General features: G+C 71.9%; 24 protein-coding genes and 1 pseudogene. 10 read left to right on the forward strand and 15 right to left on the reverse strand.

Translation table 11 applies throughout. The features are described 5' to 3' along the window. Nucleotides 1-76: 76 nt before the first annotated feature. From ABTZ54_RS06590 to ABTZ54_RS06600, 3 genes are all read left to right on the forward strand, one after another. Nucleotides 77-922, forward strand: coding sequence for an RNA polymerase sigma factor SigF (locus tag ABTZ54_RS06590; protein ID WP_329422433.1), 846 nt, complete (start codon nt 77-79; stop codon nt 920-922). A gap of 235 nt (nt 923-1,157) precedes the next feature. Then, nucleotides 1,158-2,168, forward strand: coding sequence for an RNA polymerase sigma factor SigF (locus ABTZ54_RS06595; RefSeq protein WP_351657922.1), 1,011 nt, complete (start codon nt 1,158-1,160; stop codon nt 2,166-2,168). Nucleotides 2,169-2,219: 51 nt separating this feature from the next. Further along, nucleotides 2,220-2,939 carry a hypothetical protein gene (locus ABTZ54_RS06600; protein WP_351657924.1) on the forward strand — a complete coding sequence of 240 codons (720 nt, stop codon included), beginning with the start codon at nt 2,220-2,222 and terminating at the stop codon, nt 2,937-2,939. Here the strand turns inward: ABTZ54_RS06600 and ABTZ54_RS06605 are convergent. From ABTZ54_RS06605 to ABTZ54_RS06620, 4 genes are all read right to left on the reverse strand, one after another. Further along, on the reverse strand, nt 2,920-3,777 hold the full coding sequence (locus tag ABTZ54_RS06605; RefSeq protein WP_351657926.1) for an alpha/beta fold hydrolase: 858 nt from the start codon (nt 3,775-3,777) through the stop codon (nt 2,920-2,922). The genes ABTZ54_RS06600 and ABTZ54_RS06605 overlap by 20 nt on opposite strands. Next, a complete protein-coding gene (locus tag ABTZ54_RS06610; protein WP_351657928.1) occupies nt 3,774-4,337 on the reverse strand; it encodes a TetR/AcrR family transcriptional regulator in 564 nt (187 codons plus the stop codon). Before ABTZ54_RS06610 ends, ABTZ54_RS06605 begins: the two co-directional genes overlap by 4 nt. Before the next feature lie 79 nt (nt 4,338-4,416). Next, nucleotides 4,417-4,632: a hypothetical protein gene (locus ABTZ54_RS06615; RefSeq protein ID WP_351657929.1), complete on the reverse strand. Its 216-nt coding sequence runs from the start codon at nt 4,630-4,632 to the stop codon at nt 4,417-4,419. A gap of 29 nt (nt 4,633-4,661) precedes the next feature. Then, the gene (locus ABTZ54_RS06620) at nt 4,662-5,033 is read right to left on the reverse strand and encodes a hypothetical protein (protein WP_351657930.1); all 372 of its coding nucleotides are present in this window, start codon (nt 5,031-5,033) and stop codon (nt 4,662-4,664) included. A gap of 124 nt (nt 5,034-5,157) precedes the next feature. Here ABTZ54_RS06620 and ABTZ54_RS06625 point away from each other — a divergent pair, with 124 nt between their 5' ends. The 5 genes and pseudogenes from ABTZ54_RS06625 (at nt 5,158) to ABTZ54_RS06645 (ending at nt 6,796) form a co-directional block, all read left to right on the forward strand. After that, nucleotides 5,158-6,105 carry a helix-turn-helix domain-containing protein gene (locus ABTZ54_RS06625; protein WP_351657932.1) on the forward strand — a complete coding sequence of 316 codons (948 nt, stop codon included), beginning with the start codon at nt 5,158-5,160 and terminating at the stop codon, nt 6,103-6,105. Next, nucleotides 6,077-6,184, forward strand: a pseudogene (locus tag ABTZ54_RS06630) (DUF397 domain-containing protein); the annotation flags it as partial. The gene ABTZ54_RS06625 and the pseudogene ABTZ54_RS06630, both read left to right, overlap by 29 nt. An 11-nt stretch (nt 6,185-6,195) precedes the next feature. Next, nucleotides 6,196-6,390, forward strand: coding sequence for a DUF397 domain-containing protein (locus tag ABTZ54_RS06635; RefSeq protein WP_351657934.1), 195 nt, complete (start codon nt 6,196-6,198; stop codon nt 6,388-6,390). 11 nt (nt 6,391-6,401) lie between these two features. Further along, complete coding sequence (locus tag ABTZ54_RS06640) at nt 6,402-6,596, forward strand: DUF397 domain-containing protein (RefSeq protein WP_351657935.1); 195 nt, start codon at nt 6,402-6,404, stop codon at nt 6,594-6,596. 11 nt (nt 6,597-6,607) lie between these two features. Beyond that, complete coding sequence (locus tag ABTZ54_RS06645; RefSeq protein WP_351657937.1) at nt 6,608-6,796, forward strand: DUF397 domain-containing protein; 189 nt, start codon at nt 6,608-6,610, stop codon at nt 6,794-6,796. Between the two features lie 4 nt (nt 6,797-6,800). Here the strand turns inward: ABTZ54_RS06645 and ABTZ54_RS06650 are convergent, their stop codons facing one another. The 5 genes from ABTZ54_RS06650 to ABTZ54_RS06670 all read right to left on the reverse strand — a co-directional run bounded on the left by ABTZ54_RS06650 (nt 6,801) and on the right by ABTZ54_RS06670 (nt 10,446). Then, nucleotides 6,801-7,142, reverse strand: a complete 342-nt coding sequence (locus ABTZ54_RS06650; protein ID WP_351657939.1) for a DoxX family protein — start codon at nt 7,140-7,142, stop codon at nt 6,801-6,803. A gap of 101 nt (nt 7,143-7,243) precedes the next feature. Further along, complete coding sequence (locus tag ABTZ54_RS06655) at nt 7,244-8,251, reverse strand: pyridoxal-phosphate dependent enzyme (protein ID WP_351657941.1); 1,008 nt, start codon at nt 8,249-8,251, stop codon at nt 7,244-7,246. A gap of 717 nt (nt 8,252-8,968) precedes the next feature. Further along, complete coding sequence (locus ABTZ54_RS06660; RefSeq protein ID WP_351657943.1) at nt 8,969-9,373, reverse strand: hypothetical protein; 405 nt, start codon at nt 9,371-9,373, stop codon at nt 8,969-8,971. Between the two features lie 28 nt (nt 9,374-9,401). Beyond that, nucleotides 9,402-9,704, reverse strand: coding sequence for a hypothetical protein (locus ABTZ54_RS06665; RefSeq protein ID WP_351657944.1), 303 nt, complete (start codon nt 9,702-9,704; stop codon nt 9,402-9,404). A gap of 493 nt (nt 9,705-10,197) precedes the next feature. Further along, nucleotides 10,198-10,446 (reverse strand): hypothetical protein, encoded by a 249-nt coding sequence (locus ABTZ54_RS06670; protein ID WP_351657946.1) that lies wholly within the window; start codon nt 10,444-10,446, stop codon nt 10,198-10,200. A 167-nt stretch (nt 10,447-10,613) separates the two neighbouring features. On the opposite strand from ABTZ54_RS06670, the gene ABTZ54_RS06675 reads away from it, so the two are divergent. Then, nucleotides 10,614-11,057: a MarR family winged helix-turn-helix transcriptional regulator gene (locus tag ABTZ54_RS06675; protein ID WP_351657948.1), complete on the forward strand. Its 444-nt coding sequence runs from the start codon at nt 10,614-10,616 to the stop codon at nt 11,055-11,057. A gap of 157 nt (nt 11,058-11,214) precedes the next feature. Then, nucleotides 11,215-12,786: an MDR family MFS transporter gene (locus ABTZ54_RS06680; protein ID WP_502997201.1), complete on the forward strand. Its 1,572-nt coding sequence runs from the start codon at nt 11,215-11,217 to the stop codon at nt 12,784-12,786. A gap of 101 nt (nt 12,787-12,887) precedes the next feature. Here the strand turns inward: ABTZ54_RS06680 and ABTZ54_RS06685 are convergent, their stop codons facing one another. The 6 genes from ABTZ54_RS06685 to ABTZ54_RS06710 all read right to left on the reverse strand — a co-directional run bounded on the left by ABTZ54_RS06685 (nt 12,888) and on the right by ABTZ54_RS06710 (nt 21,231). Beyond that, nucleotides 12,888-13,652, reverse strand: a complete 765-nt coding sequence (locus ABTZ54_RS06685; RefSeq protein WP_351657952.1) for a TetR/AcrR family transcriptional regulator — start codon at nt 13,650-13,652, stop codon at nt 12,888-12,890. Nucleotides 13,653-13,688: 36 nt separating this feature from the next. Continuing rightward, nucleotides 13,689-15,215 carry an MFS transporter gene (locus ABTZ54_RS06690; protein ID WP_351657954.1) on the reverse strand — a complete coding sequence of 509 codons (1,527 nt, stop codon included), beginning with the start codon at nt 15,213-15,215 and terminating at the stop codon, nt 13,689-13,691. Between the two features lie 82 nt (nt 15,216-15,297). After that, a complete protein-coding gene (locus tag ABTZ54_RS06695) occupies nt 15,298-17,532 on the reverse strand; it encodes an ArnT family glycosyltransferase (RefSeq protein WP_351657956.1) in 2,235 nt (744 codons plus the stop codon). Continuing rightward, the gene (locus ABTZ54_RS06700; protein WP_351657958.1) at nt 17,508-18,818 is read right to left on the reverse strand and encodes a bifunctional glycosyltransferase family 2/GtrA family protein; all 1,311 of its coding nucleotides are present in this window, start codon (nt 18,816-18,818) and stop codon (nt 17,508-17,510) included. The genes ABTZ54_RS06695 and ABTZ54_RS06700 overlap by 25 nt, the downstream gene beginning before the upstream one ends. A 73-nt stretch (nt 18,819-18,891) precedes the next feature. Beyond that, entirely contained in the window at nt 18,892-20,421 is a 1,530-nt protein-coding gene (locus ABTZ54_RS06705) for a sensor histidine kinase (RefSeq protein WP_351658565.1), read from the reverse strand. Between the two features lie 72 nt (nt 20,422-20,493). Beyond that, a complete protein-coding gene (locus tag ABTZ54_RS06710) occupies nt 20,494-21,231 on the reverse strand; it encodes a response regulator transcription factor (protein WP_351657960.1) in 738 nt (245 codons plus the stop codon). Nucleotide 21,232 lies beyond the last annotated feature (1 nt).

The following is a 21,232-nucleotide window of genomic DNA, read 5'->3' on the forward strand; positions in this document are numbered from 1 at the left end:
GTGGACATGTCTTGTGATGCTATGACCGCTTTTGACGGATGAGTCGACGATGTTGACATGAAGGGGTGGCGTGAACGTGCCGGCCAGTGCAGCGCCTCAAGTCCCGCCCCAGAACGAGGCCGGGGCGCCCGAGACCCCGCGCCCCCGCCCCCAGAGCACCCGAGGCGCCGACACCCGCGCCCTGACCCAGGTGCTCTTCGGGCAGCTCAAGAACCTGGAGCCGGGCACCCCGGAGCACCACCGCGTGCGGGGGGCCCTGATCGAGGCCAACCTGCCCCTCGTGCGGTACGCCGCCGCCCGCTTCCGCAGCCGCAACGAGCCGATGGAGGACGTGGTCCAGGTCGGCACGATCGGCCTGATCAACGCCATCGACCGCTTCGACCCCGACCGGGGCGTGCAGTTCCCGACCTTCGCCATGCCGACCGTCGTCGGCGAGATCAAGCGCTACTTCCGCGACAACGTCCGCACGGTCCACGTGCCCCGCCGGCTCCACGAGCTGTGGGTCCAGGTCAACGGCGCCACCGAGGACCTGACGACGGCCCATGGGCGCTCCCCCACCACCGCCGAGATCGCCGAGCGCCTCAAGATCGGCGAGGACGAGGTGCTGGCCTGCATCGAGGCCGGCCGCTCGTACCACGCCACCTCCCTGGAGGCGGCCCAGGAGGGCGACGGCCTGCCCGGTCTGCTCGACCGGCTCGGCTACGAGGACCCGGCGCTCGCCGGGGTCGAACACCGCGACCTCGTACGGCACCTGCTCGTCCAGCTGCCCGAGCGCGAGCAGCGGATCCTGATGCTGCGCTACTACAGCAATCTGACCCAGTCTCAGATCAGCCAGGAGCTCGGGGTCTCACAGATGCACGTGTCAAGGCTCCTCGCCCGCAGCTTCGCCCGATTGAGATCCGCAAATCGGATCGAAGCGTAGCTGGAACGGGTAGACCCTTTCAGAGCAGTTTTTCGGCACCTCAAATGCCGCACACCCCTTGTTTCCTGCGGATATTCGCCCTGTACTTGTCGACAAGTCACTACAGCGTGTTGCCGACATGTGACATTCTGCAGAAACCGAGTTTGCCGCGGCCCCGCCTCCGGTATTCAGGTGGAGGCTGCGTTCCTCAGATGGTCGTGGCCACCACGACCGTCCGCGACCTCAAGGGGGTGGCATGTCCGCAGAACAGGGCAGCTCGAAGGTGCTCACGCTCACGCCCATGCCCGCGTCCGTGCAGACGCCCGTCTCCGTGCCGACGGCCGTACCGGCGCAGACGGCCGTCCCGTCGCGGACGGCCCCGTCGGCGGGCGTGCCCGCCCAGACGACCGCGCCGGCCGCCGCGGACACGGCGGACACGGCGACCGGGACCGACGAGCCCCTCGTCGCCCCGCCGGCCGTCACGCCGGAGGCCCTCGACACCCGCACCCTCTCGCGCTCCCTCTTCCTGCGCCTGCGCGCCCTGGACGACAAGGGCGTCGCCGCGGACAGCCCGGAGCGGACCTACGTCCGCGACACCCTCATCGAGCTCAACCTCCCCCTCGTGCGGTACGCGGCGGCCCGCTTCCGCTCCCGCAACGAGCCGATGGAGGACATCGTCCAGGTCGGCACCATCGGCCTGATCAAGGCAATCGACCGCTTCGACTGCGAACGGGGCGTGGAGTTCCCGACCTTCGCGATGCCGACGGTCGTCGGCGAGATCAAGCGCTTCTTCCGCGACACCTCCTGGTCCGTCCGCGTCCCGCGCCGCCTCCAGGAGCTCCGCCTCGCCCTCACCAAGGCCAGCGACGAGCTCGCGCAGAAGCTGGACCGCTCCCCCACCGTGCCCGAACTCGCCGCGGTGCTCGGGGTGTCGGAGGAGGACGTCGTCGACGGCCTCGCGGTCGGCAACGCGTACACGGCCTCCTCGCTCGACTCCCCGTCCCCCGAGGACGACGGCGGCGAGGGCTCCCTCGCGGACCGCCTCGGCTACGAGGACACGGCCCTGGAGGGCGTCGAGTACCGCGAGTCGCTGAAGCCGCTGCTCGCCAAACTCCCGCCCCGCGAGCGGCAGATCATCATGCTCCGCTTCTTCGCGAACATGACCCAGTCGCAGATCGGCGAGGAGGTCGGCATCTCCCAGATGCACGTCTCCCGCCTCCTCACCCGCACCCTCGCCCAGCTCCGCGAGGGCCTGATCGCGGACTGAACTCCCCCTCCCCGCTTCCTTACTGACGGATCGTCAGTCACACTTCGCTCCATGGTGAGCTCGTGGCGAAGGAAGCGTCCGGGACTCGTGGTGGTCGCGCTCTGCCTCGGCGGGGCGCTCACCGCCTGCGGATCGGGCGAGGACGGTAAGGGGTACGCGGCGGTCGGCGCCGGCTCCTCACCCGAGGGCGCGGTCCGGCCGAGCGGCGCCGTGACGCTGGTGCCGCTGGACCCGGGACGCACGGGAGACACCTCCAGTACGTCGTCCCCGTCGCCACGGCCACCGAGGGATACGGGTACGCCTCCGCCGGCACCGACGACGACACCGGGCACCCCGCGTACGACCACGGCGCCTCCCCCGACCCGTACCGGCGGAACGACACCGACGACACCGACGACACCGACGACACCGGCCACGGGGAGCACGACTCCCCCGCCCTCGTCGTCCCCGCCGGCCCCGCCCACCCCCGCCGCACTCACCCTCTCCGCGCCCGCGCTCGCCGACACGGACAAGCGCTGGTGCGAGAACGTGACGGTCGGCTTCCGCAACACCGGTGGGACGGCGGCCCGTTCGGGCACGGTGACGTTCGCGACGCACATCATCGGCGCGCTGGGCGTCGACTGGGCGACCATCGGCTCCAGCCAGCCCCTGCCGGCCCCGATCGCCGCCGGGGAGACCCGTACGAAGACCTACACGGTGTGCGTGGAGTCCTGGCGGGTGCCGCTCGGCATGCGCGTGGACACCCGGGCCGTCACGGCCTCATGGCAGTGAGCAGCACCTCGGCGAACTCCTCCGGCCGCTCGACGCACCCCAGGTGCCCGCCCGGGAACACGACCGTGACGGCCCCGGTCAGCTCGGCGAGCCGCCGGGCGGGCCCGACCAACGCCTCCTGACCGTCCGACTCCCGGCCGACACCGAGGACCAGCTTCCCGGCGGCGGCGCGCAGCCCGTCGAGATCCGGGGCGGAGGAGGAGAAGGGGCACAGGACGTGCTCCAGGAAGACGGGCATGTTGGCGCCCATGCGGGAGGCCATGGGGCGGATGGCAGGCGGCAGTTCGCCCCTGGATGCTGATTCCGGCCTCCGCCCGTCGGGAGTCTCGGCGAACCGGGCCATGGCAGGCCCGAGCCCGCGCGTCCGGTGGAGCTCGCGCACCTCGGCGAAGTGGGCGCGGTACGGGCCGGGGTCGGCGAGCAGCTCCACCAGGGGCGGCTCGTGGGCGACGAGGCGGCGGATCCGGCCGGGGTGGGCGGCGAGCAGGGCGAGGGCGACGATGGCGCCGGAGCTGCCGCCGTAGACGTACGCGGGTTCGGCGGCGTCCGGCGCGACGGCGTCGAGGACGGCGCGGGCGTCCTCGGCCCACTCCTCGACCCGCTGGTCGGTGAGGGGCCCGTGGAGCGGGCTGCGGGAGAGGCCGCGCTGGTCGTAGGAGACGACCGTGTACCCGGCGGCGGCGAGCAGGTCCGCCATCCCCTCGTAGAGCCCGGCGTCACCCGCCCCGCCCGGTATGAGGAGGAGGACGGGACCGGTGCCGCGCGTCTCGTAGCGGAGGGTGGCGCCCGGGACGGGGACGGTGGCGGTGACGGTGACGGGGTGCGCGGCCGAGTTCATGACCAGCTCTCCAGGGTGGTGTGCAGGGCGTCGAGCGAGCGCGCCCAGGAGTCGGCGACGGGCCGGGAGGCGTGGAATCCGCCGCTCAGCTCCAGATGGATGTAGCCGTGGAAGGTGGCGCGGAGGAGGCGCCCGGCGTCGGTGAGGTCGGGCTCGGCGAGGCCGTAGCCGCGCAGCATGCCCTGGGTGAGCTCGACGCTGCGGAGGACGACGGAGGGATCGGTGATCTCCTCCGGCTCGATGCGCTGCTGGGTGGCGGCGTAGCGGCCGGGGTGGGCGAGGGCGTAGCCGCGGTAGGCGTCGGCGAAGGCGACGAGCGCGTCCTTGCCGGAACGCCCGGCGACGGCGGCGCCGATGGCGTCGTTCATCTCGGCGGAGGCGAGGAGGGCGAGCCGGACGCGCAGGTCGCGGAGGTTCTTGATGTGCGAGTAGAGGCTCGCGTCCTTGACGCCGAAGCGGCGGGCGAGGGCGGAGACGGTGACCTTGTCGAGGCCGTCCGCGTCGGCGAGCTCGGCGGCGGCCTGGACGAGGAGGTCGGGGGTGATGCCGGCGCGGACCATGGGGGGCGAGGCTCCTTCCTAGGGACTCTAGGTCAAAACCTAGCACCCCTAGGAAGTGCTGAGTGAGGACTTAGAGGACTTAACTGCCCGAGCGGGCGACGACGTTTCCACTGGAGCAGTCGCTCTGGTGGTTGCCCGGCCCGCCGGCGAGGGCGGTCGCGAGCACCTGGAAACAGGTGTCGGTCGCCGAGAAGCTCCAGTTGTCGGCGGCGTCGTCATCGGCGTGGGCGGGCGCCGCGAAGGAGAGGGCGGCGAGGGCGAGGGCGGCCGCGACGGCCGGCTTCTTGATGTTCACGGCGAGCCAACGACGACGCCACGGCCGGGTCACTCGGGATGGTCCGTCCGGAGGTGCCGCCGCAGCAGGACGTTCGCGTCGGTCTCGGCGCTCCAGTCGAACTCGGCACGGGCGGCCGTACGGGACCGGTCGAGGGCGCCGCAGACGACGCAGTGCGGCACGGGGACGGGCGGGCGGCTCAGCTCGTACGAGGCGGTCGCCCGCGCGTTCGCGGCGCGCACGCCGGCGCTCAGCCGCTCCTCGGGCGTCGCCGGGCGCACCCGCTCGGGGTCCGCCTGCCACTCCCGCCCGCCCCCGAGGGGCCGCAGCATGGCGTACGGCCCGGCCTGCCCCCGGTACTCGCCGACCTTCCGCGCCGCCGGGTCGTACAGGTATGCGCCGCACTCCTCGTGCCCTGCCATCGCTTGTTCCTTCCATGGTCACCCGATCGGGCGATTACTCTCTGTGCCTCAAGCGTTGCTCAATAGGAGGTGCGGCCACAACGCTGATCGCGTGCCAAGGGCTGCTGTCACGAGGGGGGTTCGAGTGACCAGGAAGGTTACGGCGGCGAGCTGGCCCGCCGCCACGACGGCGGAGGTGTTCGGCGAACTGCTCCGCCACTACCGCGAGTCAGCGGGCCTGACCCAGGAGGCCCTGGCCCGCCTGATCCACTGCGACCGCTCACAGATCGCCCGGATCGAGGCGGCGAAACGGGTGCCGACGGACACGTTCGCGAGGGCCTGCGACGAGATCCTGGGGACGGGCGGGGTGTTGCTGCGGCTGTGGAGCCGGATCGACTGGTACCCGGAGGTGCAGCACCCGGACTGGTTCGAGCGCCGGGCGGAGATGGACGCGAAGGCGGTGGCGCTGCGGGAGTACCAGACGCAGGTGATGCCGGGGTTGTTGCAGACGCCCGGGTACGCGCATGCGCTGTTCTCGCGAGTGTCGAACGGCGAAACCGTCGAAGACCGGGTTCGGGCCCGATTGAGCCGCCAACAGCGCTTCCTGATGGAGGACGGCCCGCTGTACGTGGCAGTACTGGACGAAAGCTGTCTGCGGAACGTAGTGGGTGACTCGGCGGTCATGCGTGACCAGTGCGCGCATCTTCTACGGGTGGGAGAGCATCCCAACATCGTTGTGCAGGTCGCCCCCGCCGACGATGCGGAACTCCGCCGTCCCAACACCTCGGTGTCGTTCATCAGGCTGCCCGACGGGCACGAGTGGGTCTACTCGGAATCGCTGGGGCAGGGCCATTTCGTCGATGATCCAGCCGTCTTCGCGCGGCACATCCGCACCTATGATGTGCTACGGGCGGACACTCTGTCAGTCGCCGAATCCGCCGCGTTGATCAGCGAGTCGATGAAGGGTTACGAGCACCATGCAGAGGCACGAACTCAACCCTTCGACCTGGATCAAGAGCAGCTACAGCGGGGACGACGGCGGCAACTGCCTCGAAGTCGCCCCCGGATTCCCCGGCCTCGTCCCCGTACGTGACAGCAAGGCCCCGACCGGTCCGGTGCTCGCCCTGTCCACTTCCGCCTGGGCGACGTTCGTCGAGTCCATCCGAGACTGAGGAGCCCGGTCATGGATCAGCACGATCTGAGCAAGGCAGCGTGGATCAAGAGCAGCTACAGCGGCAACGACGGCGGAGACTGCCTCGAAGTCGCCCCCGGATTCCCCGGCCTCGTCCCCGTACGTGACAGCAAGGCCCCGACCGGTCCGGTGCTCGCCCTGTCCACTTCCGCCTGGGCGACGTTCGTCGAGTCCATCCGAGACTGAGGAGCCCGGTCATGGCCCAGCAGGATCTGAGCAAGGCAGCGTGGATCAAGAGCAGCTACAGCGACAGCGACGGCGGCAACTGTCTCGAAGTCGCCCCCGGATTCCCCGCCCTCGTCCCCGTACGTGACAGCAAAGCCCCCGCCGGGCCGGTGCTCGCCCTGTCCACTTCCGCCTGGGCGACGTTCGTCGAGTCCATCCGAGACTGAGGAGCGCGGCCATGGCCCAGCAGGATCTGAGCAAGGCGACCTGGATCAAGAGCAGCTACAGCGGCGACAACGGCGGCAACTGCATCGAGGTCGCCCCCGGGTTCGTGGGCTGGGTCCCCGTCCGTGACAGCAAGGCCCCTGAGGTGCCTGCTGTCGTCTTCGGGCGTTCCGCGTGGGACTTGTTCGTTCGCGGGGTCTGAGGGTTCACGCCGCCAGGGCCAGGACGGCGACCGCCGGGGCCATGTAGATCAGCGGGAAGACCGCGTGGGCGTACGCCTTGGCGCGGAGGACCGTGATCACGGCGCCGAGGAAGTACAGGACCAGGCCGATCGCGGCGGCGATCCCGATCGCGGGGATCGCGTAGCCGACGAGGAGGCCGACCGCGCCGGCCAGCTTGGCGGCGCCGAGCCAGTTCCACCAGGCGCGCGGGACGCCGTACTCGGCGAGGGGCTCCACGGTGAACTTCGCCTTGAGGAAGATCGAGGCACCGGAGAACCCGGCCATGAAGGCGGCGACGGCGGTGACGACGGTGGCGGTGGTGGACATCGGGGGCTCCTCGGAGGGGCTGCGACGGCGGGCGCTTGTCGCTCGCTCTGTCCCTCTGACACCGCGCCCGACGGACGTGTGACCGGGCGGCCGAAGTTTTTTTACCGTGGCCCGAAGGTGTTCAGGAACAGCACCGGCTCGCCGCCGAAACGACCCTCCGCGTCAAGGGCGAGGAGCGCGGCGAGGGCCTTGCCCGTATAGACCGGCTCCAGACGCAGGGCGGCTTCCGCCTCGGCTCGACGGGCCGCGCGGGTACCGGGCTCCGAGGGGTGGGCGTACCCCGCGCCCAGCCAGCCGTACTCGCTGACGATGTCCCCGCGCCCGAGCCGTACGGGTGGCAGATCGGCCCCGCGCGCCCGCAGGAGAGCGTGCGCTTTGCCCGCGAGGCGCGCGAGGCGGGGAGCGTCCAGGGGCAGGGTGTCGTTGACGACGATCCCGAGGACCCGGGTGCGGAGACCGGCCAGGCGGAGGCCGAGGGCGAGCCCGGCGGTGGTGCCGCCGGAGCCGACCGCCGTCACGAGCCAGCAGGGCTCGGGCAGCTCGCCCGCCCGCACCTGCTCGGCGAGCTCCAGGGCGCACTCGACGTACCCGAGCGTGCCGAGCGGGGAGGAGCCGCCGGCCGGGAGGAGGTAGGGGAGGCGGAGGCCGTGGGTGTGGCGGGCGAGGAGCCAGGGCAGCGAGAGGACGAGCCGGGTCCTGGTGTGCGGGAAGTGCAGGGCGGCGCCGGAGGCCCGGAGCCGGGCGAGCTGGGCGCGGACGTGATCGTCGACCGGGTGGTCGATGAGCGCGAGGGCGACGTCGAGGCCCTGGTCGCGGGCGTAGAGGGCGGCGGCGAGGCCCCAGTTCGTACCGAGTCCGCCGACGCTGAGGAGCGTGCGGGCGCCTCGGCGGCGGGCGTCGGGGAGGAGCCACTCCAGTTTGCGGACCTTGTTGCCGCCCCAGCCACCGTCGCCGTAACCGCTCTCGTCCTTCACCCAGACCGGGGCGCGCAGGCCGAGCCCGGCGAGCGGGCGTACGGGGGTGGGGCCGGAGCCGAGCGGGAGGTACGGGAGGGTGGCGGCGAGCGCGGGCCAGTGCTGGTGGATCAGCGGACGCGGGCGGCTGGTCATGCGGGACACCGTAGGGGGAGGGCGCTCGTGGCGGGAGCCCTGGCGGGCTTCTGGTGCGGCCGCCCTCTTTCCGAGAGTCGCACCTTCCACCACCGCGTCAAGGGCGCTCCCTACGGTCGCGTCGCTGCGCGATGGCCTACGGCCACCCTTGACCCGGCGGCTCCAGGCGCGAAAGACCTCTCGGAGGGCGGCCGGGGGCGGGGCCGCGCGGACGGGAGGGGAGTGGCCGGGCAGGCGGGGCGGCGCGCGGGCCGGTGGGTGGGGAGGCCGGGTATCGGCCGGGCTTGTTGCTATGTCCGTCGGGTGAGTGGGTGGGGGCTGGGTTTGTGGCCGGGCCCGGCGGGCGGGCTTCCGTCGGCTCGGGGTGCGCGGCAGTGAAATGGGGCGGCCCGGCACGGCTCAGCGGCGGACGGCCGGTGGGTGACCGGGCCTCATGCCCCGCTGGTCACTGTGATCGGTTGCCCTGGGTGCAAAGTCCGGTCTCGCGCGCCGGGATGGGACGGACAGGGACTCGTGTGACGGGAGAGGTGGCGAACGGGTCCAGACGATCGCCGGGCACGGACTTAGCACCGCGCACCGGCCGGTCCCACTCTGTCCCGCCGTGCAAAGTCCCATCTCCCGGGCCTCGATGGGATGGATGAGGTCTTGTGTGACGGGAGAGGTGGCGAACGGGTCCAGATGATCGGCGGGCACGGAGTTAGCACCGCGCTCGGGCGGTTAGGCGCTCTCCAGGGCGTTGGTCAGGTGGGGGAGGTCCAGGGGCATGACCGCGATCAGGATGTCTCCGTCGGACGACGACTGGCATTCCACGATTCGGGAGCTCGGGTTGATCGTCATGCCCTCGCGCATGGTGGGCGGGCGAAGACCGGTCCGGCGTAGGTCGGTCGGCAGAGGTACTTCCTGCTTGCCCGAGGAGGGCTGCCACACCAGGGAACCCCCCGAACCGCCGCCGATCAGCAGACGTCCGGCCTTCCAGCGGGCTCCCTGCGCGGGCCATTTGAGCATGCAGGGCACGCCCGCCTCCTCGCCGCTGGCAATTGCCGCCGACCTCTGCTTCTGCTTCCGGACGACCAGCCATCCGACGAGGACTACGACAGCTACAAGGACAACCAGCTCGATCACTCCTGCATTCAAGCAGGTCAGGGGGTGGTTAGGGGCCGGGCTTCCAGATGCCCTGGCGGATGAGGCGTCGCTGCCGGGCCCGTTCGCCGATCGCCGTCCCGTAGTACGTCAGACCCAGCGCGGCGCCGAAGACGATGCCGGCCACGACGTCCACCGCCTGCGTCCCCGGCGGCACCACGATCACGGCGAAGACGAGCAGACCGATCGACACCCCCGGTACCAAAGGATGCCGCCCGACGAAACGCTGCACGCGCGTCGGCGGCTCATCGCCCCCCAGGAAGCGATCAACCGCCCAGAAGCCCTTCACCAGGGCAGGGGGAATCTTCGGCATACCGGCGAGCGTAGCTCCCCTCTCCTCCCCTCCCCCCCGGCAGTGACCAGCGGGGCATGAGGCCAGGCCACCCACCGGCCGTTCGCCGCTGAGCCGTGCCGGGCCGCCCCATTCCACTGCCGCGCACCCCGAGCAGACGGGAACCACTCCCACCCTCCCCGGCCACAAACCCAGCCCCCACCCACCGGCCCGCGCCCCGCGATCGGAGAACGGCCCATACCCGGCCCCCCCACCCACCGGCCCGCTCCCCGCCAGCCGAGCCCGGCCACTCCCCTCCCCGTCCGCGTGGCCCCGCCCCCGGCCGCCCTCCGAGTGTGAAAAGGCCCCCGGGCCCGGCCCGTCAAGGGTGGAGCGCAGCGGAATCGCGGAGCGACGCGACCGGAGGGAGCGCCCTTGACGGCCCGGCTCCGGCGGCCACACTCGGAAAGAGGGCGGCCGCACCAGAAGCCCACCAGGACCCCCAGCACGACCGCCCTCCTTAGTGCCTAACGCGTCAGCCCAGCGCCAGCCACGCCACGCCCGCCAGGACGACGATCGCCACGATGACGCCGACGATCACGCCGACGCGCGGGCCGGAGGAGTGGGTGGTCGCGGCCTGGTACTGCTGCCGCTGCTGGCCCTGCTGAGGGGCGGCGCCCTCGTCGACGAAGGCGCGGAACATCTGGGTGCTGCCGGCGGGGTCGTAGGAGCCCTCGGGGCCCTGGCCGCCCTGGCCGTACGGTGCTTGGGGGTTGTGTGCCATGGCCCGGACACTAGCGAAGGAGAGGTTCCGGGCCCAAGCCCCACCCTCCTCCCTCCCCCTCCACCCCCCTTTGCCGATTCTTTAGCGCGCTTTGACCGATTTAGTTTGCCTGGAGCAACCATCGATCTCTATGGTTGCCCTAAGCAACAAGATGTTGGGGGAGCTCGATGGAGACGCTGAACCGGTACGAGGAGCTCGCCAGGGCGGTGAGCGCCATCGGGGCGGTCAAGCGTGGTGTAGCCCGGGTTCTGCCCGCCCACTGCCAGGGCGGCGCGGCGGCCGTGCTCGCCCTCGTCAAGCACCACGGCGACATCCGGATGAGCCGGCTGGCCGAAGTCATGGCCGTCGACATGTCCGTGTGCAGTCGCCATGTGGCGCACACCGTGGAGCACGGCTGGATCGAGCGGCTGCCCGACCCGGACGACAAGCGCTCCCGGATCCTGCGGCTCACCCCCGAGGGCCACGCGATGCTCGGCGAGCTCGACCGCCGGGTCGCCGACGCCTTCGCCCGCCACCTCGCGGAGTGGTCCGACGACGACGTCGTACTGCTCACCACCATGCTCGCCCGGCTCCGCGATTCCTTCGGGGACTGCCGGGCCAACCAGGTCTGAACGCAGCGGACTTCACGTACGGGCGCGGGCCGGCCACCGCAGCCGCCGGCGCGCACGTACACCTCGTACACCCACGTACACGTAAAGGAACCTCATGGCTACCACCGCACCTGCCACGGGTGTACGGGAAGGCCGGACCGACACCTCCGGTGCCCCGATGACGCACCGGCAGATCATGGAGGCGCTCTCCGGGCTTCTGCTCGGCATGTTCGTCGCCATCCTGTCCTCGACGATCGTCTCGAACGCCCTCCCCCAGATCATCACCGACCTCGGCGGCGGCCAGTCCGCCTACACCTGGGTCGTCACCGCCGCCCTCCTGTCGATGACGGCGACCACCCCGCTCTGGGGCAAGCTGTCGGACCTCTTCTCCAAGAAGCTGCTGGTCCAGATAGCCCTGATCATCTACGTCACGGGCTCGGTCGTCGCCGGACTGTCCCAGAACACCGGCATGCTCATCGCCTGCCGTGTGGTCCAGGGCATCGGCGTCGGCGGTCTGACCGCCCTCTCCCAGATCATCCTGGCCGCCATGATCGCCCCGCGTGAGCGCGGCCGGTACAGCGGCTACCTCGGCGCGACCTTCGCCGTCGCCACCGTCGGCGGTCCGCTGCTCGGCGGCGTCATCACCGACACCGACTGGCTCGGCTGGCGCTGGTGCTTCTACGTCGGCGTGCCCTTCGCGCTGATCGCGCTCCTCGTCCTCCAGAAGACCCTGAAGCTGCCGGTCGTGAAGCGCGAGGTCAAGGTCGACTGGGCGGGTGCCTTCTTCATCAGCGCCGCCGTCTCCCTGCTCCTGATCTGGGTCACCTTCGCGGGCGACAAGTACGACTGGGTGTCGTGGCAGAGCGCCGCGATGGTCGGCGGATCGGTTCTCCTCGGCGTCGTGTTCGTCTTCGTGGAGTCCCGCGCCTCCGAGCCGATCATCCCGCTGCGCCTCTTCCGCAACCGCACGATCACGCTGGCCTCGCTGGCCTCGCTCTTCGTGGGTGTAGCGATGTTCGCCGGCACGGTCTTCTTCAGCCAGTACTTCCAGCTGGCCCGCAACGAGTCGCCGACGATGTCCGGCGTCCTCACCATCCCGATGATCAGCGGTCTGTTCGTCTCGTCGACCGTCTCCGGCATGATCATCACCAAGACCGGCCGCTGGAAGGCCTGGCTGGTCAGCGGTGGCGCCCTCGCCGCCGGCGGCCTCGGGCTGCTCGGCACGATCCGGTACGACACGGAGTACTGGCACATCGCGATCTTCATGGCGGTCCTCGGCCTCGGCCTCGGCATGATGATGCAGAACCTGGTCCTCTGCACCCAGAACCAGGTCGCCCCCTCCGACCTCGGCGCCGCCTCCTCCGTCGTCACCTTCTTCCGCTCCCTGGGCGGTGCGATCGGTGTCTCGGCGCTCGGCGCGGTCATGGCCCACCGGGTCACCGACTACGTCAAGGACGGTCTGGCCGAGCTCGGCCCGAAGGCCGCGGCGGCCATGGGCCAGGGCGGCGGTGGCGGCATCCCCGACATGGACAAGCTGCCCGCCCCGATCCGTACGGTCATGGAGAGCGCGTACGGGCACGGCGTCGGCGACGTCTTCCTCTACTCGGCGCCCTTCGCGCTGCTGGCCTTCATCGTGACCCTGTTCATCAAGGAGGTCGCGCTGAAGAGCAGCACGGTCAGGTCGGAGGACGTGACGGCGGACAGCATCACGACGGACGCGGCCGACAAGGTCGCCGCGGACGCCAAGTAAAAGCCCCCGCCCGTGCTTCGAGCGGAGGCACGGGCGGGTTCGGTACGGAGCGGCGGGCAGGGGACGGCCCGCCGCTCCGTCATTTCTGTCGTCTCCGTCTGTCACGGCTTCTCGCGGGCGACCATCACCTCGATGCCCGCGATGAGCACGTCCAGCGCGTAGTCGAAGTCGCGGTCCCACAGCGACTGCATGGAGCGGGCGGCCCGCTGCTCGATGACCGGCCGCATGATCTTCAGGTCGTCGGCGAACCTCGGCTCGTCCGCGAAGGCGTCGACCGCCTCCCGGTAGTACTCGTCCTGCGTCATGCCCGTGTCGGCGGCCCGCCGCTCGAAGTGGCCCTCGACCGTGCCGAATCCGTACACGAACTGGAAGACGGCCGAGGTGGCACCGGGCTGGCTGTCCAGCGGCAGCCCGGTCGACTCGATCAGGCAGTAGATGGCCCTCGATACGGCGACCGCGCACGGACCGATGTTGAGGTACGTCCCCGAGATCGGCGAGACCCACGGGTGGCGGACCAGCATCCGGCGGTAGCCGTTCGACAGGATCCGGAGCCGCTCCTGCCAGCTCCCGGCCGCTTCGACGGCGGCCAGGTCGATCTCCCCGTGGACGGCGTCCAGCGCGAACTCGATGATGTCGTCCTTGGTGTCCACGTACCAGTACAGGGACATCGCGGTGACGTTGAGCTCGGTCGCCAGCCTGCGCATCGACAGCTTGGCGAGGCCGTCCTCGTCGAGCATCCGGATCGCGGTCGTGACGATCCGCTCCCGGTCGAGCCCGGCCGGGCCGCCGCCGCTGCGGGCGGCCCGGTGCTCCAGCCAGACGCTGGAACGCGCCGGGTTCTTGGCCCTGTCCGCCGCCTTGACCATTGCGTTCCTCCGTCCGATCAGCTTTCTCCGACCATGCTAAGCAGCTACCTCCAGCTCGTCGGCACTCTGCTCACGCCGCTGCGACCGTTCGGCCCGCTTGAGGAGGGCCGTGGCGACCAGTCCGCCGGCGAAGACCGCGACCGCGCCGACCAGCTGGCTGGTCTGGAGGCCGGAGGCGAAGGCGTCGGAGATCTGCCGCCGTTCGGCGTCGCCGCCCGCCGCGGCCAGGGCGGCCGGGAGGGAGGTGGCGGTGACGGCGACGAGGGCGGCGAAGCGGGCGTTGAGGACGGCGCCCAGGACGGCGACGCCGAGGCCGTTGCCGAACTCGGCGAGGGTGCCGTTGATCCCGGCGCCCACGCCCGCCTTCTCCGGCGGGATCGCGCTCATGAGCGCGTTGGCCATGGCCGGGGAGGAGACCGCGATGCCGGAGCCCATCAGGACCAGGCCGAGCAGCATGCCCCAGTAGCTGCCGTCCGTGCCGCCGCCGAGCAGCGAGATCGAGGTGAGGCCGGCGGCGACCAGGGTCATGCCGACGGCGACGGTGGGCGGGGTGCCCAGCTTCATGACGATCTTCGGGCCGATGCCGGTCAGGTTGAGGCCGACGATCGTCAGGGCGAGCGGCGCCATCCGCAGGCCCGCCTCCAGGGGTTCGTAACCGAGGACGAACTGCAGGTGCTGGGTGAGCAGGAAGAGCGAGCCGCCCATGCCGAAGACGACCAGGATCGAGCCGCCGACGGCGCCGACGAAGGTCTGGTTGCGGAAGAAGTGCATGTCGAGCATCGGGTACGGGGTGTGCAGCTCCCACAGCGCGAAGGCGCCCAGGCCGAGCAGGCCGACGGCCGCCGGGATCAGCACCTCGCCGGAGATCCAGCCGTGCTCGGGGCCGCTGATGATCGCGTACACGACGGCGGTCATACCGATGGTGGAGAGCAGCGCGCCGAGCAGGTCGGGGCGGTCGCCCTGCGGGTTCTTGGACTCGGGGACCAGCTTGAGGACGGCGACCAGGGCGAGGACGGCGACCGGGATGTTGATCAGGAAGATCATTCCCCACCAGAAGTGGTTCAGGATCACGCCGCCGATCAGCGGGCCGCCGGCGAAGCCGAGCGAGGCGACGGTGGACCAGAGCGCGATGGCCTTGACCCGCTCCGAGTCCTCGAAGATCTGCATCACGACGGCGAGGGTCGTGGTCATCAGGAGCGCGCCGCCGACGCCCATGCCCGCGCGGGCGGCGATCAGCTGCCCGGTGGAGTCGGCGAGGCCGGCGGCGAGCGAGCCGAGGCCGAAGAGCGCGAGTCCGGCCGCGAGCAGCTTCTTGCGGCCGTAGCGGTCGGCGGCGTTGCCCGCGGTGAGCAGCAGGCCGGACTGGACCAGCGAGTAGGCGTTGATCATCCACTGGATGTCGCTGGTGGTGGCGTGCAGCTCGGAGGTCAGCGAGGGGATGGCGACGCTGAGCACGGTGTTGTCGAGGAGGACGGTGAGCTGGGCGAGGCAGATGACGCCGAGGATCAGCCAGCGCTGTGGGTGGCCGCCCCCGGTGGTGGCGTTGGCGTGCGGCGCCGTCATGGCAGCAACTCCTTATACGGTGTACGAGGCGAGTTCTCGTACACCGTATAGGAGCTCTCTTACGCTGTATAGCGATTAACGCTCACTGCTTCTTGCTCGTCAGGTCGTAGAAGGTGGCGCCGTCCACGGTCGTCTTCTCGAAGGTGGACTCCACCCACGAGGTGATCGCGCTGCTGCCGCCACCGCCGGGGCCGCCGCCCATGCCGACGCCGCCGGACCCGATGAAGTAGTGGATCCTGCCCTCGGCCACGTACTGCTTGAACTGCGCGAGCGTCGGCGACGGGTCGCTGCCGTTGAAGCCGCCGATCGCCATCACCGGCTTCTCCGTGGCGAGCTGGTAGCTGGCCGCGTTCTGGGCGCCGACGGCGGCGGCGACCCAGGTGTACGCGTCGGCGTCGGCGAGCAGCTTGGCCTTGGCGGCGGAACGGACGTCCGCACCGTTGAGGAGACCGCCGACGGTGCCGGGGCGGGTGTTCTCGGTGGGGGTGGCGGGCGCTTGGATGCCACCGGGGGCTTGGCCTGCGCCTTGGCCCGGGGCCTGACCGCCACCGCCGGGGATCTGGCCCATGCCGCCCTGGCCACCGGGCATCTGACCGCCGGGCATCTGCCCGCCACCAGGCACCTGCCCGCCTCCCGGGAACTGCCCTCCCCCGGGGAGCTGCCCGCCCGGCCCCTCCCCGAACAGCATCGGGGCCCTGCCCAGCCTCCCCATCCTGCCCATCCCACCCATCCCGCCAGGCCCGGCCATCCCCGCCGGACCGGCCGTCACGATCGAGCCCTGGTGCCCCTCGGCCAGCGTCGCCAAGGTGTACGCGAAGGGGCCCGCGAGACCGGCCGCGAGGCCGAGCCCCGCCGCCGCCAGGCCGATCCGCCGGTCCACGCCCGTGGGCCGGACCGCCGGCAGCAGCAGCCCGAGCGCCGCCACGCAGCCCGCGGCCAGCACCGCCCAGCGCAGCCACGGCAGCCAGTCCGGTGTGCGGCCGAGCAGCGCCCACGCCCACACCGCCGTCCCCGCGACCGAGGCCGCGAGGGTCGCCGCGGCGAGGAACCGGGTCCGCTCCTCCCACAGCACGGCGACGCCCATGCCGACCAGGGCGGCGAGATACGGGGCGACGGCCACCGTGTAGTACTCGTGGAAGATGCCGGCCATGAAGCTGAAGACGCCCGTCGTCATCAGCAGCGAGCCGCCCCACACCAGGAACGCCGAGCGTGCCGTGTCCGTGCGCGGGGTCCGCCAGGTCACCACGAGACCGGCGACGAGCAGCAGCAGCGCGGCCGGCAGCAGCCAGGAGATCTGGCCGCCGACCTGGTCGTTGAACATGCGCCCGAGGCCCGTCTCGCCCCAGCCGCCACCGCCGCGCCCACCGAGCCCCGGCAGTTCGAGACCGGCGGGCAGCTCCGTACCGCCGGGCAGCTCCAGGCCCATGCCGCCGCCGCGCGCACCGCCACCCACGCTGCCGACCTCATTGCCGTTGAGCCGGCCGAGGCCGTTGTAGCCGAAGGTCAGCTCCAGGAAGCTGTTGTTCTGCGAGCCGCCGACGTACGGGCGGGAGGACGCGGGCCACAGCTCGACCAGGGCCACCCACCAGCCCGCCGACACCAGCATCGCGAGCCCGCCGAGGCCGAGCCGCCCGAGGCGGCGCCCGATCCCGCCCGGCGCGCACACCACGTACACGAGCGCGAGGACCGGCAGGATCAGGAAGGCCTGGAGGGTCTTGGCGAGGAACGCGAAGCCGAGCGCCACGCCCGCCCACACCAGCCACCGCGCCGCGCCCCCGTCGAGCTCCAGGGCGCGCAGCACGCAGTACACGGCGACGGTCATCAGCAGCGCGAGGAGCGCGTCCGGGTTGTTGAAGCGGAACATCAGGGCGGCGACCGGGGTGAGCGCGAGGACCACGCCCGCGATCAGGCCCGCGCCCGCGCCGAAGCGGCGCCGGACGGACGCGTACAGGACGCCGACCGTCGCCACCCCCATCAGCACTTCGGGGAGCAGGATCTGCCAGGAGCCGAGACCGAAGAGGCGGACCGACAGGGCCATCGGCCACAGCGCGGCCGGCGGCTTGTCGACGGTGATGGCGTTGGCCGCGTCGAGCGAGCCGAAGAAGAAGGCCTTCCAGCTCTCGCTGCCCGCCTGCACGGCGGCGGAGTAGAAGGAGTTGGCGTAGCCGCTGGAGCTCAGGTTCCAGAGGTAGAGGGCCGCGGTGACGAGCAGCAGGCCGAGGAAGGCCGGCCGCACCCAGGGCGCGTCCTCGGGTCGCCCGCGCCACAGGCGCCGGGCTCGGGTCAGGGAGTTCATCGGGAGGTCCTTGAGGTCCATGAGGTCTTGGTGGCGGTGGCGCGCTCCGGGAAGACCCAGAGACGGAAGAGGAGGAAGCGCACGACGGTCGCGGCGAGGTTGGCGACGATCAGTACGGCGAGTTCGGCCGAGTGCGCCGGATCGCCCGTCGCGGCGCCGAGCGCGGCGAGGGAGCCGCTGGTCAGGGCGAGGCCGATGCCGAAGACGACGAGCCCCTGCGCCTGATGGCGGGCGGCCCGGTCCCGGCCCCGTACGCCGAAGGTGAGCCGGCGGTTGGCGGCCGTGTTGGCGACGGCGGAGACGAGGAGGGCGCCCGCGTTGGCGAGCTGGGGGCCGACGCCGAGCCGGAAGAGGGAGTAGAGGGCCAGGTAGAAGAGGGTGGACAGGGCCCCGACCACGCAGAAGCCGACCAGTTGGCGGGCGAGTCCGCCCGGCACGCCGGACAGTTCGCGGTCGCGCGGGTCGTCGCCGAAGGGCCGGGCCAGCCGGTCCAGCGGCAGCGAACCGGTCGCGAGCGCCCGCCCCACCCGCCACACGCCCCGCAGGTCGTCCGTGGCGGTCCGCACGAGGTGGACGGTCGAGTCGGGGTCGTCGACCCAGTCGACCGGCACCTCGTGGATCCGCAGCCCGGCCCGTTCGGCGAGCACCAGCATCTCCGTGTCGAAGAACCAGCCGGTGTCCTCGACCATCGGCAGCAGCCGCTCGGCGACCTCCCGCCGGATCGCCTTGAAGCCGCACTGCGCGTCGGAGAAGCGGGCGGCGAGCGAGCCGCGCAGGATCAGGTTGTAGGCGCGGGAGATGAACTCCCGCTTCGGCCCGCGCACCACCCGCGAGGAGCGGGCGAGCCGCGAGCCGATCGCCAGGTCGGAGTGGCCGGAGATGAGCGGCGCGACGAGCGGGAGCAGCGCGTTGAGGTCGGTGGACAGGTCCACGTCCATGTACGCGAGGACCGGCGCGTCGGACGCCGACCAGACGGCCCGCAGCGCCCGCCCGCGCCCCTTCTGCTCCAGCCGTACGGAGCGTACGGCGGGCAGCCGGGCGGCCAGCGAACGGGCCACGTCCGGGGTGGAGTCGGTGGAGGCGTTATCGGCGACGGTGATGCGGAAGGCGTACGGGAAGGTGCGGGAGAGGTGCTCGTGGAGCCGCAGCACGCACGGCTCCAGGTCCTTCTCCTCGTTGAACACGGGGATCACCACGTCGAGGACGGGCCGGCCGGCCACGCCGACGGGGAGGTGCTCCCGGGCGGGGAGGGTTTCGGCGGTCGGTGACATCTGCATGCCGTCGACCCTCGCCAGGGCCGCTGTCATGGTGGTGTGGTGAGGCTGTGGCGGGGCTGTGAGTGCAGTGCAGCCGGGGGGCGTACGGGGAGGGGCTCCCGGATCAGAGCTGCTTCGGCAGCCTGATCGCGAAGAGGGTCCGGCCCGGTGCGCTGTCGAGGCGGACCTCGCCGCCGTGGGCGAGGGTGACCGCCCGGACGATGGCGAGGCCGAGGCCGGTGCTGCCGGCGTGCCGGGAGCGGGAGGCGTCGCCGCGGGCGAAGCGCTCGAAGACGGACGGCACCAACTCCGGTGCGATGCCCGGCCCGTCGTCCTCGACCTCGGCCTCGACGTGGGTCGGGCCGACCCGGAGCCGCGCGGTGACGGTGGTGCCGGGCGGGGTGTGCGTACGGGCGTTGGCGAGGAGGTTGACGAGCACCTGGTGGAGCCGGGCGCCGTCGGCGGGGATCTTCACCGGCGCGCCCCCGTCGGGGAGTTCGAGGCGCCAGTGGTGGGCGGGCCCGGCGGCGCGGGCGTCGGAGACGGCGTCCACGACGAGCAGGGCGAGATCGGTGCTCTCGTACGAGAGCGGGCGTCCGGTGTCGAGCCGGGCGAGCAGCAGCAGGTCCTCGACCAGGCCCGTCATCCGGGTCGCCTCGGACTCGATGCGGCCGAGCGCGTGCCGGGTGTCGGGGCCGCACTCCTCGCGCCCGCGCCGGGTCAGCTCGGCGTACCCCCGGATCGAGGCCAGCGGGGTACGCAGCTCATGGCTGGCGTCGGCGACGAACTGGCGTACCCGCGTCTCGCTCCGCTGGCGCGCGTCGAGGGCCGAGTGGACATGGTCGAGCATCCGGTTGATGGCCGCGCCGACCTGCCCGACCTCGGTCCGCGGATCGGCCTGCGCCTCCGGCACCCGGTGGTCGAGCGCCACCTCGCCGCTGTGCAGCGGCAGCCGGGAGACCTGCGCGGCCGTCGTGGCGACCCGCCGCAGCGGCCGCAAGGCGATCCGTACGAGCACGGTCCCGGCGAGCGAGGCGGCGAGGAGCCCGGCGCCGGTGACGCTGAGCTCGACGACGATGAGGGTCGAGAGGGCGTCCTGGACCTCGGTCAGCGGGATGCCCACGAGGTAGTCGCCGTTCTTGCCGGTGGCGTACCGCACCCGGTAGTCGCCGAGGCCGCCGGGCAGCTCCACGGTGTGCGGGGCGCCGTCGCGGGGGACGGCGGCGAGGGCGGCGGACTGGGCGGTGCTCGGCGTCGCCCGGTCGTACTGCTTCCCGTACACCCCGTCCGGCGACGGTACGGAGATGGTCGCCGCGGTCAGTTCGCCGTCCACCACCCGGGCGCCGACCGTCCCGAGCGGCGCGCCGGGCCCGATGACGAAGGGCAGGGGCGTCTCGAAGCCGGTGCCCGGCACGGGCCCGGGTCCGGGGAGGGCGTGCGGCGGTCCGGCCGCCCGGCTGGCGACCTCCTGGAGGCGGTCGTCCGCCTGGTCGAAGAGGTAGGACCGGAACGCGATCGTGGTCACCGTGCCGATGACCGCGCACACGACGGCGATCAGCGCGACGGCGGAGACGACGAGCCGGGTCCGCAGGGACCAGGGGCGGCTCGGACCGCTCGGACGGCCCGGACGGCCCGGACGGCCCGGGCGGCTCAGACGGCCCGGACGGCCTGGACGTCCCGGACGGCCCGGACGGCCCGGACCGCGCAGCGGAAGGCGCACGGCCGGCTACTCCGCCGGCTTGATGAGATAGCCGGCCCCCCGCCGGGTGTGGATCATCGGGCTGCGGCCCGCGTCCAGCTTGCGCCGCAGGTAGGAGATGTAGAGCTCGACGACGTTGGCCTGGCCGCCGAAGTCGTACGACCACACGCGGTCCAGGATCTGCGCCTTGCTGAGCACCCGGCGCGGGTTGCGCATGAGGTAGCGCAGCAGCTCGAACTCGGTCGCGGTGAGGTGGACGGAGTCGCCGCCCCGGGTGACCTCGTGGCTGTCCTCGTCCAGGGTGAGGTCGCCGACGGTGAGCAGCGACTCGCTGCGCGCCTGCGCGGCCCCGGAGCGGCGGATGAGCCCGCGCAGCCGGGCGACGACCTCCTCCAGGCTGAAGGGCTTGGTGACGTAGTCGTCGCCGCCCGCGGTGAGCCCGGCGATCCGGTCCTCGACGGCGTCCTTCGCGGTGAGGAACAGCACCGGCACCTCGGGCAGTTCACGCCGCAGCCGCCCGAGGACGGCGAGCCCGTCCATGTCGGGCAGCATCATGTCGAGCACGACGACATCGGGCCGGAACTCGCGCGCGGTGCGCAGCGCCCCGGCCCCGTCGCCCGCGCTGTGCACCTGCCAGCCCTCGTAGCGCAGGGCCATCGAGAGCAGCTCGGCGAGCGAGGCCTCGTCGTCGACGACGAGGACGCGGACGGCGGTGCCGTCGGGCCGGAGCAGATCGGTACGCGAACGGGGAGTGGTCGCAGTCATG

Source organism: Streptomyces sp. NPDC094032, assembly GCF_040303965.1.
Classification (GTDB): domain Bacteria; phylum Actinomycetota; class Actinomycetes; order Streptomycetales; family Streptomycetaceae; genus Streptomyces.

What these genes read in the sequence shown, in the direction of transcription:
- ABTZ54_RS06595 (WP_351657922.1), top strand. Translation starts at nt 1,158, where the DNA reads ATGTCCGCAGAACAGGGCAGCTCGAAGGTGCTCACGCTCACGCCCATG.
- ABTZ54_RS06600 (WP_351657924.1), top strand. Translation starts at nt 2,220, where the DNA reads ATGGTGAGCTCGTGGCGAAGGAAGCGTCCGGGACTCGTGGTGGTCGCG.
- ABTZ54_RS06605 (WP_351657926.1), bottom strand. Translation starts at nt 3,777, where the DNA reads ATGAACTCGGCCGCGCACCCCGTCACCGTCACCGCCACCGTCCCCGTC.
- ABTZ54_RS06610 (WP_351657928.1), bottom strand. Translation starts at nt 4,337, where the DNA reads ATGGTCCGCGCCGGCATCACCCCCGACCTCCTCGTCCAGGCCGCCGCC.
- ABTZ54_RS06620 (WP_351657930.1), bottom strand. Translation starts at nt 5,033, where the DNA reads ATGGCAGGGCACGAGGAGTGCGGCGCATACCTGTACGACCCGGCGGCG.
- ABTZ54_RS06635 (WP_351657934.1), top strand. Translation starts at nt 6,196, where the DNA reads ATGGATCAGCACGATCTGAGCAAGGCAGCGTGGATCAAGAGCAGCTAC.
- ABTZ54_RS06640 (WP_351657935.1), top strand. Translation starts at nt 6,402, where the DNA reads ATGGCCCAGCAGGATCTGAGCAAGGCAGCGTGGATCAAGAGCAGCTAC.
- ABTZ54_RS06645 (WP_351657937.1), top strand. Translation starts at nt 6,608, where the DNA reads ATGGCCCAGCAGGATCTGAGCAAGGCGACCTGGATCAAGAGCAGCTAC.
- ABTZ54_RS06650 (WP_351657939.1), bottom strand. Translation starts at nt 7,142, where the DNA reads ATGTCCACCACCGCCACCGTCGTCACCGCCGTCGCCGCCTTCATGGCC.
- ABTZ54_RS06655 (WP_351657941.1), bottom strand. Translation starts at nt 8,251, where the DNA reads ATGACCAGCCGCCCGCGTCCGCTGATCCACCAGCACTGGCCCGCGCTC.
- ABTZ54_RS06665 (WP_351657944.1), bottom strand. Translation starts at nt 9,704, where the DNA reads ATGCCGAAGATTCCCCCTGCCCTGGTGAAGGGCTTCTGGGCGGTTGAT.
- ABTZ54_RS06670 (WP_351657946.1), bottom strand. Translation starts at nt 10,446, where the DNA reads ATGGCACACAACCCCCAAGCACCGTACGGCCAGGGCGGCCAGGGCCCC.
- ABTZ54_RS06675 (WP_351657948.1), top strand. Translation starts at nt 10,614, where the DNA reads ATGGAGACGCTGAACCGGTACGAGGAGCTCGCCAGGGCGGTGAGCGCC.
- ABTZ54_RS06680 (WP_502997201.1), top strand. Translation starts at nt 11,215, where the DNA reads ATGACGCACCGGCAGATCATGGAGGCGCTCTCCGGGCTTCTGCTCGGC.
- ABTZ54_RS06685 (WP_351657952.1), bottom strand. Translation starts at nt 13,652, where the DNA reads ATGGTCAAGGCGGCGGACAGGGCCAAGAACCCGGCGCGTTCCAGCGTC.
- ABTZ54_RS06690 (WP_351657954.1), bottom strand. Translation starts at nt 15,215, where the DNA reads ATGACGGCGCCGCACGCCAACGCCACCACCGGGGGCGGCCACCCACAG.
- ABTZ54_RS06695 (WP_351657956.1), bottom strand. Translation starts at nt 17,532, where the DNA reads ATGGACCTCAAGGACCTCCCGATGAACTCCCTGACCCGAGCCCGGCGC.
- ABTZ54_RS06700 (WP_351657958.1), bottom strand. Translation starts at nt 18,818, where the DNA reads ATGACAGCGGCCCTGGCGAGGGTCGACGGCATGCAGATGTCACCGACC.
- ABTZ54_RS06710 (WP_351657960.1), bottom strand. Translation starts at nt 21,231, where the DNA reads ATGACTGCGACCACTCCCCGTTCGCGTACCGATCTGCTCCGGCCCGAC.